Origin of the sequence: Bacillus sp. SM2101 (assembly GCF_018588585.1) — a bacterium.
GTDB lineage: Bacteria > Bacillota > Bacilli > Bacillales > SM2101 > Nanhaiella > Nanhaiella sioensis.
On sequence record NZ_JAEUFG010000004.1, the window covers coordinates 215,146 to 232,778 of the forward strand.

General features: G+C 33.5%; 17 protein-coding genes. 3 read left to right on the forward strand and 14 right to left on the reverse strand.

Annotation, left to right across the window (positions count from 1 at the left end):
- Positions 1-29 precede the first annotated feature (29 nt).
- The 10 genes from JM172_RS05755 to JM172_RS05800 form a co-directional block, all read right to left on the reverse strand.
- Positions 30-989 carry a nuclease-related domain-containing protein gene (locus JM172_RS05755; protein WP_214481143.1) on the reverse strand — a complete coding sequence of 320 codons (960 nt, stop codon included), beginning with the start codon at positions 987-989 and terminating at the stop codon, positions 30-32.
- 246 nt (positions 990-1,235) lie between these two features.
- Positions 1,236-2,099 (reverse strand): AraC family transcriptional regulator, encoded by an 864-nt coding sequence (locus JM172_RS05760; protein ID WP_214481144.1) that lies wholly within the window; start codon positions 2,097-2,099, stop codon positions 1,236-1,238.
- A gap of 56 nt (positions 2,100-2,155) precedes the next feature.
- Positions 2,156-3,379, reverse strand: a complete 1,224-nt coding sequence (locus tag JM172_RS05765; protein WP_214481145.1) for an outer membrane protein assembly factor BamB family protein — start codon at positions 3,377-3,379, stop codon at positions 2,156-2,158.
- Between the two features lie 596 nt (positions 3,380-3,975).
- On the reverse strand, positions 3,976-5,040 hold the full coding sequence (locus JM172_RS25615) for a DNA alkylation repair protein (protein ID WP_250886532.1): 1,065 nt from the start codon (positions 5,038-5,040) through the stop codon (positions 3,976-3,978).
- Positions 5,041-5,484: 444 nt separating this feature from the next.
- The gene (locus JM172_RS05775; RefSeq protein ID WP_214481146.1) at positions 5,485-5,946 is read right to left on the reverse strand and encodes a GNAT family N-acetyltransferase; all 462 of its coding nucleotides are present in this window, start codon (positions 5,944-5,946) and stop codon (positions 5,485-5,487) included.
- Between the two features lie 257 nt (positions 5,947-6,203).
- Positions 6,204-6,653 carry a carboxymuconolactone decarboxylase family protein gene (locus JM172_RS05780; protein ID WP_214481147.1) on the reverse strand — a complete coding sequence of 150 codons (450 nt, stop codon included), beginning with the start codon at positions 6,651-6,653 and terminating at the stop codon, positions 6,204-6,206.
- Positions 6,654-6,977: 324 nt separating this feature from the next.
- Positions 6,978-7,481, reverse strand: a complete 504-nt coding sequence (locus JM172_RS05785; protein WP_214481148.1) for an RrF2 family transcriptional regulator — start codon at positions 7,479-7,481, stop codon at positions 6,978-6,980.
- Between the two features lie 731 nt (positions 7,482-8,212).
- The gene (locus JM172_RS25380; RefSeq protein WP_352222974.1) at positions 8,213-8,449 is read right to left on the reverse strand and encodes an NUDIX hydrolase; all 237 of its coding nucleotides are present in this window, start codon (positions 8,447-8,449) and stop codon (positions 8,213-8,215) included.
- A 309-nt stretch (positions 8,450-8,758) separates the two neighbouring features.
- Positions 8,759-9,367, reverse strand: coding sequence for an alpha/beta hydrolase (locus tag JM172_RS05795; RefSeq protein ID WP_214481149.1), 609 nt, complete (start codon positions 9,365-9,367; stop codon positions 8,759-8,761).
- 18 nt (positions 9,368-9,385) lie between these two features.
- A complete protein-coding gene (locus tag JM172_RS05800; protein WP_214481150.1) occupies positions 9,386-10,369 on the reverse strand; it encodes a ring-cleaving dioxygenase in 984 nt (327 codons plus the stop codon).
- A 649-nt stretch (positions 10,370-11,018) separates the two neighbouring features.
- Between JM172_RS05800 and JM172_RS05805 the strand changes: the two genes are divergently transcribed.
- Positions 11,019-11,864 (forward strand): enoyl-CoA hydratase/isomerase family protein, encoded by an 846-nt coding sequence (locus JM172_RS05805; RefSeq protein ID WP_214481151.1) that lies wholly within the window; start codon positions 11,019-11,021, stop codon positions 11,862-11,864.
- A gap of 63 nt (positions 11,865-11,927) precedes the next feature.
- Here JM172_RS05805 and JM172_RS05810 read toward each other — a convergent pair whose 3' ends face one another.
- On the reverse strand, positions 11,928-12,116 hold the full coding sequence (locus tag JM172_RS05810; RefSeq protein WP_214481152.1) for a hypothetical protein: 189 nt from the start codon (positions 12,114-12,116) through the stop codon (positions 11,928-11,930).
- A 25-nt stretch (positions 12,117-12,141) separates the two neighbouring features.
- The gene (locus JM172_RS05815) at positions 12,142-12,540 is read right to left on the reverse strand and encodes an ArsI/CadI family heavy metal resistance metalloenzyme (protein ID WP_214481153.1); all 399 of its coding nucleotides are present in this window, start codon (positions 12,538-12,540) and stop codon (positions 12,142-12,144) included.
- A gap of 756 nt (positions 12,541-13,296) precedes the next feature.
- Here JM172_RS05815 and JM172_RS05820 point away from each other — a divergent pair.
- On the forward strand, positions 13,297-14,187 hold the full coding sequence (locus JM172_RS05820; protein ID WP_214481154.1) for an alpha/beta hydrolase: 891 nt from the start codon (positions 13,297-13,299) through the stop codon (positions 14,185-14,187).
- Between the two features lie 283 nt (positions 14,188-14,470).
- On the opposite strand, the gene JM172_RS05825 is transcribed toward JM172_RS05820, so the two are convergent.
- Entirely contained in the window at positions 14,471-14,878 is a 408-nt protein-coding gene (locus JM172_RS05825; protein ID WP_214481155.1) for a hypothetical protein, read from the reverse strand.
- A gap of 142 nt (positions 14,879-15,020) precedes the next feature.
- Positions 15,021-15,956, reverse strand: a complete 936-nt coding sequence (locus JM172_RS05830; protein WP_214481156.1) for an aldo/keto reductase — start codon at positions 15,954-15,956, stop codon at positions 15,021-15,023.
- A gap of 270 nt (positions 15,957-16,226) precedes the next feature.
- Here JM172_RS05830 and pdxR point away from each other — a divergent pair, with 270 nt between their 5' ends.
- Complete coding sequence (gene pdxR / locus JM172_RS05835) at positions 16,227-17,633, forward strand: MocR-like pyridoxine biosynthesis transcription factor PdxR (protein ID WP_214481157.1); 1,407 nt, start codon at positions 16,227-16,229, stop codon at positions 17,631-17,633.

Below are 17,633 nucleotides of genomic sequence, written 5' to 3' on the forward strand. Positions count from 1 at the left end.
ACTCTAACGTTAAATTACAGTTTGATTAGCTAACTTAAGTAATATTTCCTACCCTTTTTGAGATCGTTATGAGGTAGCTTCATCGAAGACAATATCTTTTTCACAATTGTACTCGATGAAACTTGCAAGAACTCTCTAGCAGATGAGTTGGTTATCGTAGAGTTTATTAAGAGAGCATAGTCTTCTAAAGTTTGTACATGGGCATCTTTTGAGATTGTGCTGCATTGTGAACATCTCCATCTACCCCAATCTCGTTCTAAAGGAAGAAAGAAGCAATTAGGACATTGGACACCTGTTTGTATTTCTGATTGAGAAATGTTTTGTTGAAGAAGTATGTCCACTTCTAATGGCACATGTTCGTTAATAAATTGGTTAGAAAGATTACGAAGCTGCTTGAATTGAAGAGCTTCCTTCAGATGTGATTTGTGTATTTCATTCACTTTATAAGGAAGTGTTGCACTATGGAGCACTTTATTGTAAATGTATTGATTATTAGAGGAAGTTTGAAGCATCGTTCTAGGGGTACTAACAACAACAAACGTTTCGATAGGAATTATGGGGTAGTTACTCATCCGCAACCACTTTGCTAGTTGAGCACTCTGCCTTTTCACTTGCAAAATGGGATCAGGAAATCCTTCTTTTATATCATCTATCGTTCGTATGAGTTGGTTAAAATGGGAGTCAAAATAGAGAGTTCCTTTAATATTTTTAACTTCTAATATGAGGATAAAACGTTGAGAAAGAATGAGGGTATCAAGTTGAAAGTAATGAGTTCCATCAAATAGCCTTAAATCATGAAAAAGGTGATATTCTTCTTCAGGAAGAAAGCTTAGTGGAAAATCTATCTTTTGTTCTCCTTTAAAGCCAGCCAAACGCTTAGATAGCTGTTCTGAAATCCCTACCCTTTTTGGGTGACTTTGCGGAAGTCTTCTCGCTAAAGCTTCTAGTTTTTTAATATAGATGGGGGTGGTGCGGGGCTTTACAATCATATCATCTCTCCTTCTATCATTTGTAAATATATATTCTAGCTACAAATTTAGCTTTCCTGCATAAAAATGATCAATATTTTTGCTATCTATCTGTTTTATCGGTCTATTACTAACATTATTGGGTCAAATTTATACTTTTTCGGGTCAAATTCTATGTTTTTCAGGTCAAATTCTATGTTTTTCAGGTCAAATTGGCACATTTACAGGTCAAATTCATAGTTTTATAGATCTTTCGACAAAGTCCTATTATTTTCGCTGAGTCTCTTTTCTGTATATTGCAGGACTAACACCTACATGTAGCTTAAATAACTTTGAAAAATGAGCATAATCTTTGATGCCTACACCTTTACTAATTGAATTAATTGTTTCATCTGAAATAGTTAACATATGTTTCGCTTGAGAGAGTCGGTATTGAGTTAGGAATTGAATCGGTGTCACCCCGATTGTTCTTTTCATACACCGGGTTATATAATCTGGATGGTAGAGTAAATCTCTTGCTATATTATCTAAAGTAACCTGATCTTGAAAATGATTTTTTATATAAACGATCACTTGTTCTGTTAATTTCTCAGACGTATTCTGAACAGTCATTGCTTCTTTTTGTAACTGAACAAAAAATTCTTGAAAATATATTTGTTGGTATAAATATAATTCAGGATTTTGCAGGTCATTAGAAGCAATAATTCGATCCATCAACCTTTCCATATATTCTTTTTTTCGTATCTTAGCATATTGAGGAATTTTCAAAAGTAGGTTTGCTGGTTCTATATATGACGGGATGTTCTGTACGATGTTGGACCAATCAATTGATTCATTTACTTCTAAGTCATACTTTTTTTCATACTGAAAATGCAGCCATATAAACTGACTACCTTCTATACAGTCTTTATGTCCATAATGCTCCTCACCTGGAAGGATAATAAGATATTGCCCCTCATTTATTTCATATTGGACATCATTCGTAGTAATAAATATTTTTCCGTATTTTACATATAGTAAATCGAATACAGGAAATGTCCTTCTAAAATGACGATCTCCTTTGTTAAATACATATTGGCCCCCATTCACAAATAAAGGAAATGGGGGTATCGGAAACTTTATGATATTCATACTCCACTCCTGAAGTTTGTAGGTTGTGATAAGCTCATTATAAATGTCCGCACCTATTATTCAAGTGCATAAATGCAGCCATCAGTACTACCAAAATAGATTGATCCATTTTCAATGAAAGGGGTTGAAATGATTGACCCTAATGACATAATCGTATCATAAACTTTACTATATTCGTCAATATCCTCTGCATTTCGTAGTTGTTCATTAAGTTCTTCACCTAACTTACCTTCATCATCTAACCATTTTGCGAAGCCTTCCTTACTTGATTCGGTTTGGTATACCCATTGTTGTTCTCCTGTGTGTAAGTTAAGAGCATAAAACTTCCCGTTCATATTTCCAAAATATAAAGTATTATGTGCTATTATACTTGATCCGAACGTATTAATATGGAGGGGTAAATTCCACTTTTCTCGCCCGCTTTTAGCATCCATAGCAAACATTTTAGAATGGTCTGATGAAGCAAAAAAGACAAGCCCATCTTTCACAGTTGGTGTTGTAATAACCCAAGTTCCTGGTACTTTATAATTCCATTCACCTCTGCCTGTTTCAGCGTCTATCGCGTACATGTTGAAATCACGACTACCAAAATAGACTGTCCCATTAGAAACAGATGCCGAACCTTGAATGTCGCCATTCGGAAACCATTTGTCTCCTACTGTCCTAAACACCCATTTTTCTTTCCCAGTTTGAATATGTAGTGCGTAAAAATAACCATCGTAGCTACCTATGAACAATGTTTGATTGTATATTGCTGGTGTTGCATGTACTACACCACCAGTCTTATACCTCCAAATTTCTTCTCCTGTTAGAGCATGAACAGCATATATATGATGATCACCGCTGCCAAAGTAGACGATTCCTTCACTTACAATAGGTGATGAAAGAAAGTAATCCCAGGGGTCGACCATAGCTTCCCCGTTTGTTTCAAAACGCCATAATAGCTCACCTGAATCAATTTGGACAGCATAAAGAAAGCCGTCAGTGCAAGTAAAGTATGCAAGCTCATTGGCAATACTAGCTGCAGAACGTATCGCTCCACCGCTTGGAAAACACCACTTTACTTCCCCATTTTTCTTATCAATTGCATAGAAATGCTTATCTTCACTTCCAATATATACAGTGTCATTAAAAACTATTGGAGAAGAATATATTTTTCCATCAGTTTGAAACTTCCACTTAACTCCCTTCAATGATTTTATTTCATTTTCCTGAAAGACTCCTGATAGCTGTATATCATTACGAAAATGAACTGACTGATTATTTCCTTTATTCTCCATGACACACCTCCACTTTTGAAAACATAAGCTTATTAGGAATTATTTTAGCTGTTTTCAATATGTATGGATATGTGAATGACCGAATCATTTTGTGTTATCTCGACCAACTTATATATCAGTTATCATCACTCGTTGTTTTCCTACAACGAATCAAAGCGAATAACAAAACTGTAGATCCACTCCACAAACACATGGTGATTGTGAATAAGCTGTTGATAGCTATTTGTTTTCGTAGCACCTTTTTTCTTTTGCAGCGATGGCTGTTGTGTATAACCTACTCTTTTTTTACAGGATAAAAGGTTTAGAAGCATTTTACGTATTTTTTAAAACTAAAGAAGTGGGGATCAATGTTAGAGATATTTCTTAGCAAGGATTAAAGAAAAAAATGATAAAGGTTGGACATTTTCAGCTCGTTTTTAGAGTTATTGAAAAATATTAAAAGGACCTAAACGGAAGAATAGTATTTCTATACACAAATGGAAGATATGAAGAAAGGATTGTCCAAAGGTTTATATCTATTGGGCAATCCCTTTTCATTTTAACTTGGCTAACCTTTTCAGTCAGCTTTTTTTATATAAGCTTTAATCTGATCATATTTAAACGGGTTTGTATAAATAAAAATTTTCTTGCTTTTTTTCTTCACTGTTTATAAGGATTTTTAACATATGCAATCCTTCATAATGCTTTCTAGTTGATAGATCCTTAAATGAATGGGTTCTCGTATAGGTTTTTGTATCTACAAATGTATTCTCTGTTATTTTAAACTTCTTTGCTGAAGTTTTGTTATTTGCTTTTACAAAGTGAATTTCATAGTCTACACGGAGTTTTTTTGGTCTTTTTGATGTATTTGTAATAGAGAAAGAAAATGTTAGATCATCACCTACAGTTAGCTTTTCGCATGATAAAGATAACTGATCGACTGTAATTCCTTCAGGAGTATCAAAGCCAAATAGAATTAAAGCTTCAGGGTCTCCTTGCTTCAAGAGTGTACGACAGCCATGTTTGATTATCCAATTAGTGTGAGAATCATGACCATACCACTCTTTGGCAATTTTTTTCACTATATGGGGATGATCTTTTGAAATATCATTTAAATTGTTCGCCACACTTCTCCTTACGTATTCAGATGAATCCCTTTTGAGATATTCAAGTATTGGCAAAATAGGTGTTGGATCAATTTTCAAATCTTTTAATGATATATTCCATGGTAATCTTGGGCGGCACCCTTCACTTGCAAGTCGTCTAACATGATGATCATCATGCTTTGCCCACTGAAGCATTTGTTCCATCATTATTTTTGGGGAGGCAATAATAAATGACCTTACAGCCCCCTCCGAGGTCGAGAACTTTGTAAAGTGTTCTAATGCTGCTATAGAAATATCCCAATGTTCAAGACCATATACTTCAACAAAATCAGGAAAGAATAAATATTCAATCCCTCGACACCGTGGTGCAATGCTGTATAGTATAGCTAATGCCTCTTCATAAGAAGGAGGAAATGTTTCACGTAAACATATTGTAATATGTCTCATTCGCTGCTTTAATTCTTTTGAATCCCAGTCATCACAGTAAATAAGCTTCGTAAAATGATTTGAGTCAAACTGAGGATACGCTTCCTTAACAATATTAGCAAATTGAATAAAAAATGATTCGGTGTACATATTCTTTAATGGTTCTGCCACTGAAATTGCACTCCTTCTTTATTAATAGTCCTTGTCGTAAGTTTTGTTGTTATTTGTACAAAATACCTCCCGATATTCGTACGACAACAATACGAAAACTGTCTTATACAAAATAATGTGTTGTGCTATTAAATAAAAATTAGCATACAACTACGACAATTTACGTCGTAATTAATAAGAATCTTGTAAGTGTTGGAGAAGTTTCATTCCAGTGACTCTTTGTGCGTTCAAGTAATCTGACGAAACCATGATGATATATAGACATAAGAATATAAAAAAAGAATACCTAAATAAGTAGTATTCTTTGTAAAATAGATAATCAATTATTCTCTTTGTTGATATATACATCTTGCAATTGATTAATTAATTAAACCGTACATATTAAAAGCCTAGTCCGACAACATAACATCGTTTTATTGCAAGTTATTGTTGATACGAAGGTTTACGAACCTTTTGCATGAAGAATTCTGGATTATTAATATGCTCAAAACCGTATTTCGTATATAACGAATGAGCATCTTTCGTCGCAAGCATAAATCTTCGAACATTTGTAAGTTCGGGATGATTGTTAACAATGTCCAATAACCATTTTGCTAAACCTAATTTTTGAAAATCCGGTAATATGAATACATCGCAAAGGTAAGCAAAAGATGAGAAGTCTGAAATTACTCTTGCAAAGCCAACTTGTGCACACCCCTCTGTTCCTACTTCCCCTTTATATACCCCAAAGCATAACGAACTATTTGCTATAGATTTTATGATGTTCTCCATCGGTATCCCTTTTGACCAGTATGCTTCTTCACTCAAATAACGATGAATAATATCTAAATTTAAGTACTCGTTATTCGTACATATAGAAAACTCTTTATTTCGCCACAAATCCATATCATAACCTCCTTTTAAACATATTAAATATTTATTATTATACTAATAATTAAATTTCAGAAAACAGTTAATATGTCAAAAAGTCAGATGTTTTTATGGATTAAACACAGTTTATGAGAAAACTAGAAATTCATGATTATTGAAAATGCTATAGGTCTCCCACTTCATTTTAAACCAAAAGTCCTACCTTTCTTTTACATTCGTCTGTCAGGTGGCGTTCATTTCCACCTGACTTGTTTCAAGTTCCTTGACTGTATTTACTGTTCATTTTTCATCGGCATCATACGTGTAGCAATAGCGATTCGATTCCATGCATTTATTGTAATAATGGACATAATTAGTTCTGAAATTTCCTTTTCTGAATAGAGATTCTTCACTCCATCATAAACATCATCAGGTACGTGTTTTTCTGATACTAATGTAATAGATTCGGTTAGTGCTAACACCGCTCTTTCCTTGTCAGTATAAAAATCCGTTTCTCGCCATGCGTTTAAGGCATATATTCTTTCTTCTGATTCTCCATTTTTCCTAGCATCTCTCGTATGCATATCAATACAAAAAGCACAACCGTTAATTTGTGACGCACGGATTTTAATAAGCTCTAACATTTTTTTGTCAATTGAGGAATGAGATACATACCCTTCTAAGCCGAACATAACTTTATATGCTTCTGGATCAACGTCTCCCATAATAAATCTTGTCTTCATTAATGAACACTCCTTTTTCAGATATAATTAAGATAAGAGTTATCTGTAATAGAAACCAAAAAAATTTAGGTGAAGCCCCAACTACTATAACTAATATCGATTTTATTGTTGATTGATCTAATTACGACGAACATGGTATTAGCTTTAGCTTTTATAGATAACCCTTATCTGGATTATACATATTATTTCTTGTTTTTGTCAACTCCCAATTTGTAATTTATTTGTAGATTCAATCATTGTGTAAAAACACAAAAAAACCTAGTTAGTTTCATTAATGAACTAGGTGAGTTAAAATAATGCGTCAATGGATTTCTCAGGTTTTAATTAAGGTTTGATATGCTCATCAAACCATTCTGCTGTTTTTTCAATCGTTTCAGCTGGTAATTCTTGATCCAATGTATCTTTTAACCATAAAAGAGTTTTACTTTTTAAATAATCCCGCATTTTATTTTCAGCTTCTAACATCGTTAGATTTATTCGACAAGGTATGTCTGAAGAACATTCGCCTTCGCTACATGGCTCGTTAAACATATTTTTGTCAACTATTCTCCTGCATTGAAATAATGGCTTCTCTCCCTCAATTGCCCTTACTACATCCCAAAAAGTAATATTTTCAGGTCGTTGCGTTAATACATATCCACCTTTCACGCCTGTACTTGAAGTAATAATATCAGCTTTTACTAATTTCGTAAAAATTTTGGATAAATATGTTTCTGATAGCCCTTGTATTTTTGCTAAATCTTTAATTCCTATGGGTCCAATATTTGAAGTGGAACATAAATAAACTAAGCTATGAAGCGCGTACTCAACACCTACGCTGTATTGCATTACCATTTCTCCTTTATACATAAAGCTGTTTTCAGTCATTATTGTTTTACTAATAAAAACTAAACGTGATCCAACTAGAATTTTGTGACATCTCTTCTTCTAAAAAACCATGCTATCGCATAAAATCTCGTTTAGCAGTAAAGTTGTTGCTAGAAATATCAACAAAATTACGAAAAGATCAGTAGATAACAATTATCTATATTGTATAAATTCTTTTTACATGAAGTCAATATATACGACTAAAGATACTTTCCAAAAGTTCATATAGCTAAATAATACGGTAAGTTGAGCAGAAAAGTTACTTGTCCAAAAAAAATAAAAGAGCATAGCAAAAGCCAACACATACTCTACACTATATACATTGGAATATTTTCCTATTTATTGCTACTTTTCGTACTATGAAAAATCTTCATATTACAAGCTTTAGTGGCATCTTCCATCATTTATAATGAGGTCTATTGGTTGTTATTCTAATTTAGTCTCAATAGAAACAAACATAATGAGCCTTATGTTAATATAACTTTTTTACCATATTCAGTATGAATGGTGTGAAATCCTCAACCCAGTCAACTGTGTATATAAAAAGGATGCTCCTTTTCATCTAAACATTTTTGAAGTTCATACTTAAAATCTTCACGCTGTATCATTTCCATTGCATCATGGCTACTATAGAAACCTACCTCTAAACTTTCATTACATGTAGTTATTTTTCCTCCAACAGGTCGAGTTATCTAAAAAGTATGACACATATTGCTCTTTATATCTTGTGAAATACCACAAAACTTCAATATCTCTATATCAATTCCCGTTTCTTCTTTAACTTCTCTTATTACACAGCTAGAAATTGATTCTTCATTTTCTACATGTCCACCAGGCAGTTCCCATCCTCTAGTAGGATCTTTTTTCAGAAGTATATTCCTTTCGTTATCTACGACAACTGCTCCACCTGTAATATAATACTTGGTCATTTTATTCGTCTTACGTTTTTTTAACTCAATCTCGTTTGAGCATGATTTCGTTCCATGAAAACGTTGCTAACTGTATTATAAAAAAACTACATATCTTCTCTTCTGTCCTATTGTTTATACCATTAAATCATTTTTTTCCTACACCTATTTGACCACCTTCAAGCTAAAAATCTCCTAATCTTAAATAGTGAATCTACTGTACATACATAAAAAAAAGCCCACTTCCGAAGAATTTAGGCAATAACATTTTTATGAACGCTATGTGAAACCATAAAAATATGGCTGTTGATTTTCGTCAACAGCCTTCGTTTAAATAAAATTTTCCTCAAACCAAATTTTTGCGGCATTAAGCTCTTCCGTTCGAAGTTCATGCCCTCCTTCTGTCCAATACGCTGTAACTTGTCCATGTGATTCTTCAAGATTTCTAACAAGCTCTTTTGTCTCCTTAGTAGAAATTAATTGGTCATGTTTACCACCACTGATGAACACTGGTAGATTATTCAAATGAGGAAGTGTTATCCCGCGTCGTGGAACCATCGCATGAAATAATATACCGCCTCTTAACGCATTTTTATGATGGTACATAAGGCTCGCAGCAATGTTTGCACCATTTGAATAACCAACCGCAATTACATTATTTCGTTTAAAATCATATTCATTAGCGCTGTCATCGATAAATTTATTAAGCTCACTTGTGCGAAACACTAGATCCTTCTCATCAAATACTCCTTCTCGGAGTCTCGCGAAAAAACGTGCCATTCCGTTTTCATCTACATTCCCTCTTACACTCAATATAGATGCTCTTGGTTCAATGATTTCTGCAAGAGGTAATAAATCATTTTCATCTCCACCAGTCCCATGAAGGAGAAGTAATGTTGGTAAATCTGGTCGACTTCCCTGTTTATATATATGTTTCAAGTTATCACTCTCCTCTGTTTATTCCTTAGTATCAAGTGGCTTTAATTTCTTCTCAATAGATTCCCTTTGACCTTCAAAAAATGGTGGTAAAGCTAACTTTTCACCTAGAGTCTCAAAGTCCTCATCTGATTCAAATCCGGGTCCATCAGTTGCAAGTTCGAACAAAATCCCATTCGGTTCACGGAAGTATAAGGAGCCAAAATAGTATCGCTCAACGAATCCAGAGTTCGCCACTCTGCTCTCAGTCAACCTCTCCACCCATTTGGTTAATTCTTCTCGATCTTCAACACGGAAAGCCAAGTGATGAACACTTCCTCTTCCTGGTCTCTCATTTGGAAGATCGCTCCGTTCTTCTAGGTGAACCTCTCCACCAGTACCTCCTTCACCTGATTCGAAAACGCGAATATTTGTATCCTGCTCCTTTGCATAGGAAGGAAAGCTTCGAGTTTCACGAAAGCCTAAAATATCTGTTAAAAATCTTGCAGTGGATTCAGCATGTGCTACAGTTAAAGTAATAGGACCTAACCCAACAATGCCATGCTCGACTGGTACTGGACTCTTATCCCACGGCTTCCCACCTTGAACGCCCTTATTATTTTCATCTGATACAAGAACCAGTCGTTGACCCTCAACATCACGAAAGCTTAATGTCGCTCTTCCAGTATGATGAGAGATTTCATCATGATCTACACCTAAATGTTCAAACCTCTCTTTCCAGTAGGTTAAGGAATCATCACTCTTAACACGTAACGCTGTTAAGGTAATACTATTGGTTCCTTTGTAAGTTCTTCCAGCATTAGGGATTTCAAAAAAAGTCAAATCTGTCCCTGGAGTTCCTCTTTCATCTGCATAAAATAAATGATAAATAGAAGTATCATCTTGGTTGATCGTTTTTTTTACTAAACGTAAACCAAGTGTTTTTGTATAAAAATTATAGTTTTCTTTTATATTAGCTGTTATGGCAGAAACATGATGGTTGCCTTTTAATGGTCTTAAACTCATGATGCTTCACTCCTTATAATTTTTCTTTTCTTTCATAAATAGTTTACACTAACATTATCTCTAATTCAAGATATTTTAATTAAAGATATTTACAGTGATTTTTTATATGCCCTTTCCATATTTAAATGCAGTATAATTTGTTATTCTTACATCCAGATAATACTTTTGTGATTTGCACCAAAAGGTAAGTTTGTCATCACTTAATCTTTAACAATTACTAACACTTTATGTACAAACCGCACTATTAATGGTATGTTTTTTAGAATCTTACCTCTAAAAGGTCAGATACAAAATTTTTCAAGATATGTATTGCTACAAGGTATTGTCTCTTTAAATACTGTAATTTTCTTCCCTTCTATTATGCTTCTTCAATGATGAATGATTCTTTGTACATTACAAAATCTACTCAGTAAGCTGGTTTTTCTTCTAAGCAGTATACATGTATACCTTATGGGTTCAGATATACCCCCATCTTACTATCAAATGTTCATAATTTTAGAGCCTTTTTTTGTATATGAAAAAAAGTTATGCTATTGCCATTTATCGGTATGATAAAGAACTTCATACTTTGCATAAATCAAATAAATAATAATATTTTCTTTGATGAAAGAGAGACTAACTAAAGTAAATAAAAAAGGGAGGTAGCAATTTGAATACAACAAGTGTAACCGTGCAGAAGGGTGAGGGCTTTACAACTTTGCTCATAGATCATGGTGAAGTGAATTTACTTTCAAATGATCTAATTGTTGAATTGCAACAAGTAATAAGTGAATTAAATAAGGATGAGCATAATAAAGTGGTCATCTTCCGTTCAAACAATAAACATTTCTTCAGTGCTCACTTAGATGTGCTTGTTATAAATCGTAAAGAAGAAGGTATAACAGGAACTGAAAATTTTATGCAATTAATTGAGGACGTGAAGAACATGCGCGCAATTACGATTGCAATAGTTGACGGTGCAGCACGAGGTGGTGGAAATGAACTTGTTATGGCTTGCGATATAGTATATGGAACTGAAAATGCAGTGTTCGCTCAACCCGAGTTAAGTACAAACATACCTCCAGGTGGACAAGGAAGTGTACAAGCTGCACGACGATTAGGCCGTACAAGAGCTTTAGAATTCCTCTTGACGAGTGCAGATATGGATGCTCCTACTGCCGAGCGCTTTGGTCTGATTACACGTCACATTCCATCGGATTCTATTGAAGAAATGCTACAGCAAGTTGTACCTCCATTAACTTTCCTTGATCATCGCAATATAGACATGATAAAGGATATTGTTGATTTAGCACTTAAAGATGAACAAGCAGCCATCGACCTTGAACGCAAAATGTTTATCGAACGTGCTGGTGAAGATAAAACACAATATTTGATAGGCAAAGTATTAAAACATGGCGCACAAACATCTCGAGAAATTCACATTTCAGAGCTATTGGCTGATGTTGCAGCTGACGTTATGCAGGATTTAGCCCAAATGAATCAAGGAAGCCAATAAAATTATGAAACAAAACTACCAAAGATCAGGCTTTTCAACTGATCTTTGGCGGTTTCAATATAGTTAGCTTATGCAGCAAGGTACAGGTTGTTGTTTTCGAAATAATTTTCTAGTTAATTTAGAATAGAGGGATTTGATTGAGATAGACATCTTTGATCGATAAAAGGGCTCATATTTCCATGCCTCTCTGTTAATCAAATCCAGTTTGCGCATTTGTTCTTTCATCATTTGTTCATACTCATAATCATTCATAAGTATTTCTCCCTCCCTTTTCATATTAAGCACAGCAATTATTATTAATAGTGTCTTCCTCAGTGTCTTCTTTGGTGAAAAAGAATTCCCATTCATGGCCATCTGGGTCAGTGATCCAAAATTTATCTTGCCTAGCGTAACAACATGTTGTATCTTTCTCATCTCTAGAGAAGAACCCTTGAGTTTCCAATCTTTCTTTATGCTTTATTAACTCTTCTGGTCTAGACACTTGAAAGCCGAAATGATTAATGTGATTTCCTACTACACTATCTACAGGCCTTAATGTGAAATTTAATCCTGGCTCTTCTAGCAAGAATTTCGCATAGTTAGGTTTGACCTTTGCTGGGTTTGTTCCGAATAACTTCGCATAAAAATCAATCGAAGCGTCTAAATTTGTTACATTTAAACCAACATGAATTTTCATACTTTGTTACCTCCTAATGAATAATATATCAACTTTTTTTGATGTATAGATCAAAAAAAATGAACAACAAGTAGAACGAATCTGACAACTTAAATTTAAAGATAATAAATTTCTATTTCTTGTTTGGTTATGTCAGCATTGTTACACAAAATCTCAAGTGTTTAAATTGTTCATGAAATGAACATCCATTCGTTTCTTGCTCAAATGTTTCTTCATTTCTTTATAAATCAAAATTATTTGATTAATTAATACTATATCCCACGTGAGAATATATTGCAAGTTATATATCAAAAAAAATTGATATATTTTTAATATTGAACTAATTATGTATTTTTTATCCTATAACCCAGTGATCATATCTATTTCCTTGAGTGAATCATAAATACCAATGTAATTAATTGTTCTGTTTACATATCTCCTATTGAATACTGTATTATGCACAATAATGCCTTTGTAAGTAAAGGCTGTTTTCGCATGTATAGTTGTTGTTCTTACTAATAACTATACATGGATACAACTATTGTTTCGGGGCATTTTCTCTTCTATATATGATGACAATGACATAAGACTTCTTTTTTACTTTGTTAATTTTATAAATAACAACAACGTTTACGAAAAGTGTCAATGTAAAAACACATTAACAACCCTGACAAGTATATGTCAGAGTTACTTTGCTATAATCAATTTTGAATTAGTAAGTCTACAGTAATCACTCTTAATAAAGGAATATTGAAACAGCTTAGGAGGGAAGCAAAATTGATTGAACAATTATTCACGCTAAAGAATAGGGTCAATATCAATGTCAGATATTCAATTCCTGGAGGAGAAACGATTCTTTTTTTACATTTTAGCTCTGGGAATTCCCATATGTGGGATAGCCTTATCCCACATTTTACAAATCATTATAATTTAATTGTTCCAGATATAAGAGGTCATGGGAAGTCAGATAGTCCGAAAGAGGGTTACCATATTGATGATATGGCAGAAGATATGTATTTGTTATTAAAAGAATTAGGGGTTAAGAGGTGTCATATTGTAGGCAGCTCATTAGGTGCAGAAATTGCTTTAAGCTTTGCTTCATCATATCCGGACATGGTCAAATCAATTATATGTGAAGGGGCTTTATACAATGAATTTGGACCTTATGGCTTAATAAATGATAGTGAAGAAATAATAACAGAAACAATTGACAAAAGACGTATAGATTTAATGAATTTTACAAGACCAGCTTTCAACACAAAGGATGATTTCGTTAATGCAATGAAAGATGACTTTAAAAAACAAGGTATATGGAACGAACATTTCTTAAATTTTGTTAAACATAATATGTCAAAAACTGAAGACGGGTACTTTACTAACTGTTTTCCACTGCTTGCAAGACAGGAATATATTCAACATTATTGGGATGTTAAGTTTGAAGAATATTATAAGAAAGTTAAATGCCCTATTCTCATGTTACCGAGTGATGATGAGTGGCACAACTTAACGGCTAGAGAAATAATGATAAAATTTTCTACATTAGTAGAAAAAAGTGAAATTAAGCATATTGAAGGGTCTAAGCACGCCTATATGTGGATGCAGTTCCCAAAGTTAATGAGCACTGTCGTTCATGATTATTTAAAAAGAAAAGTGCTATCAATAGATTAATAAGTTTTAACTTAGTTGTCAGGTAAACTAATCTCAATTTTTCTATAGTAGAATTTCCTAACAAGCTATTTTACTTGGGCTACCATATGAGATTATTAAAAAATAAACCACCTACATTTCTAAACAAGGCTGTTCTCGCATTAATTGTTGCTTTTCATCATAAGCTGCTTTCGTTTAGATTGTTGTTTTTCGTGCGAAGAAATATACATGTATACAACTAATATTCGGGGCATTTTGTCTTGTATAAAACGACAGTTTTATCTTCTATATTACGAAAAGAGCCTTAAACAAGCTTTGTTAATGCTATAGTAGGTGGGTATTTTGACAACACTTCTATTACATCATTTGGTGTAAGAAATACGTAATGGCTAATATTAATAGTGTCGTATAAACCACCATTCTCTTCAAGAAACCAACTTAAATATTCCGAATCACCTAATTTGAATAGAGACCACTCACTATAAAATCCTTCGTCATAATTGTTATATAGTGAATATAGCATTTTAATTAATGAGCCTTCTTCAGTATTTGAATAAGACAATACACCTACATCAAATGTCATCGTTATCTCTGTCTCGTCATATTCATCAATAAATGTTAACGTCAGTCCTTCCTTATTATCTATAAGTGCCGAATTATATATTTTTGAAGGAATTCCTTCAATTGGTACCCACCTTTCCCACACTGCCATGTTACATTTCCCCTCAACCTAGTATTCTTTCAATTTTGTTAAATTCACAAAATTAGTAAGCAAACATTTTCAATAATAGCTTGAATCAACAAGATAAACTATAAAAATTAAAGAGCAATATAAAGCTATCAAACAAGAACGTCTACCATGGTAACGGCTGATTTTGCAATTCCTTTTCCCAAAACCGTTGTATTTGTTTGACCATATCTATTGACATTGCCTTTTCTGTAGCTGAATTATTTTCATATAGCTGTTGAATATTTTTCGTTCCTGGAATAACCGTCGAGACTTCCTGACAAGCTAAAATATACCGTAAAGCAGTTTGCACCATCGTTGACCCATCGTTTATAAGATAACGTAGCTTAGACAATAATTTTGCTCTTGTTTCAATTTGTTCTTTCGACCAACGACTACGCACACCTTCAAATGTACTATGTGCATTATATTTACCAGAAAGCCAACCAGAATCTAGCGGGACTTTAATAATAAGGCCAACACCCTTATCTTTTGCTAATTGAAATGCTTTAGCAGGCTCCTGATGGAAGATGTTATACATGACTTCAATCACTTGACTATTTGTGCTTTCTAGTAATTCGAATAATTCAACACTTGAATCAACCGAAGCACCATATGCACGAATTTTTCCTTCTTCTTTTAAACGCTCTAGTAATTCATAATGAGGACTTTCTCCATTAAGAAATTGAAACGGAGGATTATGCAATAATATCGAATCGACGTAATCAGTATTTAGACGTTTTAAGCTTCCTTCGAGTGATTGACGTAATAAGCTCACATCAAAATTTTGAGTATTGTTCGAATGATGGCCAAATTTTGTATTAATAATCACTTGGTCTCTTTTACTAACTAATGCTTTTCCTAACAGCTCTTCACTTTTTCCTAATCCATAGTTAGGTGCCGTATCAAAGAAATTACAGCCTTGATTAATAGCTTCATGAACTAGCTTAATGGCTTGGTCATCATTCATTCCTCCCCAATCCTTCCTATTTCCAAGTTGCCATGAGCCAAACCCAACTTCCGATACACGAATACCTGTATTACCTAATGGTCTATATTTCATAACAAACTCCCCTTCTAATTTAATAACAAGTTGTACTTCATATCATAAGTTTGAATAACATGCACAATTACAATAATTAGTTGACCATACCTTATGTTGAATGATTCCTATGTACGTTATAAAAATTCATCTTGATTATTTACATTTGTTTTCAATAAAGTTCAACTAACTCCTATCGCTTGTTATTCATATTTAACCATAGATTGATATAATTAAAAGTATCAGTTTTCATAAAATGAATGGTACCAGGAATAAATGGAGGAATTCACATTGATTGAATTAACACCCATATTAAATACTAAGAGTGAAAAACCTATTTATATTCAATTGACTAATTATATTAAAAAAGAAATCATAGCCGGAAGTATTCGACCAAAAGAAAAACTCCCGTCTAAACGAAAGTTATCACAACATCTAGGTATTAGCCTTAACACCATTCAGGCCTCATACGATCAGTTATGTGCTGAGGGCTATGTAAGAAGCATACAAAGAAAAGGATACTTTGTAACGGATTTAGATAACAGCATATTTTTATTTCATAATCATCCTCACCCACTACAAACCAATAATAGGAAAGTAGAAAGTACAAACATTAAAGTCGATTACAACGTCGGAAGAGTAGATTTAGAAAAGTTCCCGTATACATTATGGAGAAAATTAACTATCCAGTCATTATATGAAGACCAAGGAGAACTTTTAAATTTTGGGCACCCACAAGGAGAAATATCACTTCGAGAGCTTATCGTAAAACATCTTTTTGCATCCAGAGGCGTTAGATGTTCCGCAGACCAAGTAGTGATTGGAGCTGGCACACAGCAATTAATAAGTCAATTATGCACAATAATAGGAATAAACCATGTATTTGCATTCGAAAATCCTGGATTTAATGGAACAATGGCTGTTATAAAAAATCAAGTAAATAAGACAGCTGCAATTCCTGTTGATGAAGACGGAATTAATATGCAATTGCTAAGACAAAGCGGAGCGAGTGTTGTTTACGTTACTCCATCCCATCAGTTTCCGCTTGGAATGGTTATGCCTATTTCACGCAGGATTGATTTATTAAAATGGGCTCATGAAAACAAGGCCTATATCATTGAGGATGACTATGATGGTGAATTTCGATACAAAGGAAAACCAATTCCATCATTACAAGGACTCGATAACTATGACAATGTAATATATTTAGGAAGTTTTTCAAAATCGTTAATTCCATCTATTCGTATAAGCTATATGATATTACCTCCACATCTAATAGAACGGTATAAAGAGTATTTCTCTATTTATAAACAAGCAGCTTCAAGGTTACATCAAGATACATTATTTCGATTTATGAAAGAAGGGTATTGGGACAGTCACTTAAATAAAATGAGAACATTATACCGGAAGAAACAAAATACGTTAATAACATCTATTACTAATGATTTTGGGAATCAAGTAAATATCATTGGCGAAAAATCAGGGCTACATATTATTCTAGAAGTTAGTAACGAAATGGTAGAGGAAGAGCTTGTTACTTCAGCTCTAGAGGTTGGTGTAAAAGTATATCCTTTATCAACATATTACGACGAATCTACAAAGTATGAAGAGTCTAAAGTAATACTAGGTTATGGAGGCTTATCTGAAGCTGAGATTATAGAAGGTATCAAATTGTTAAAAGGTGCGTGGAAACTTTAA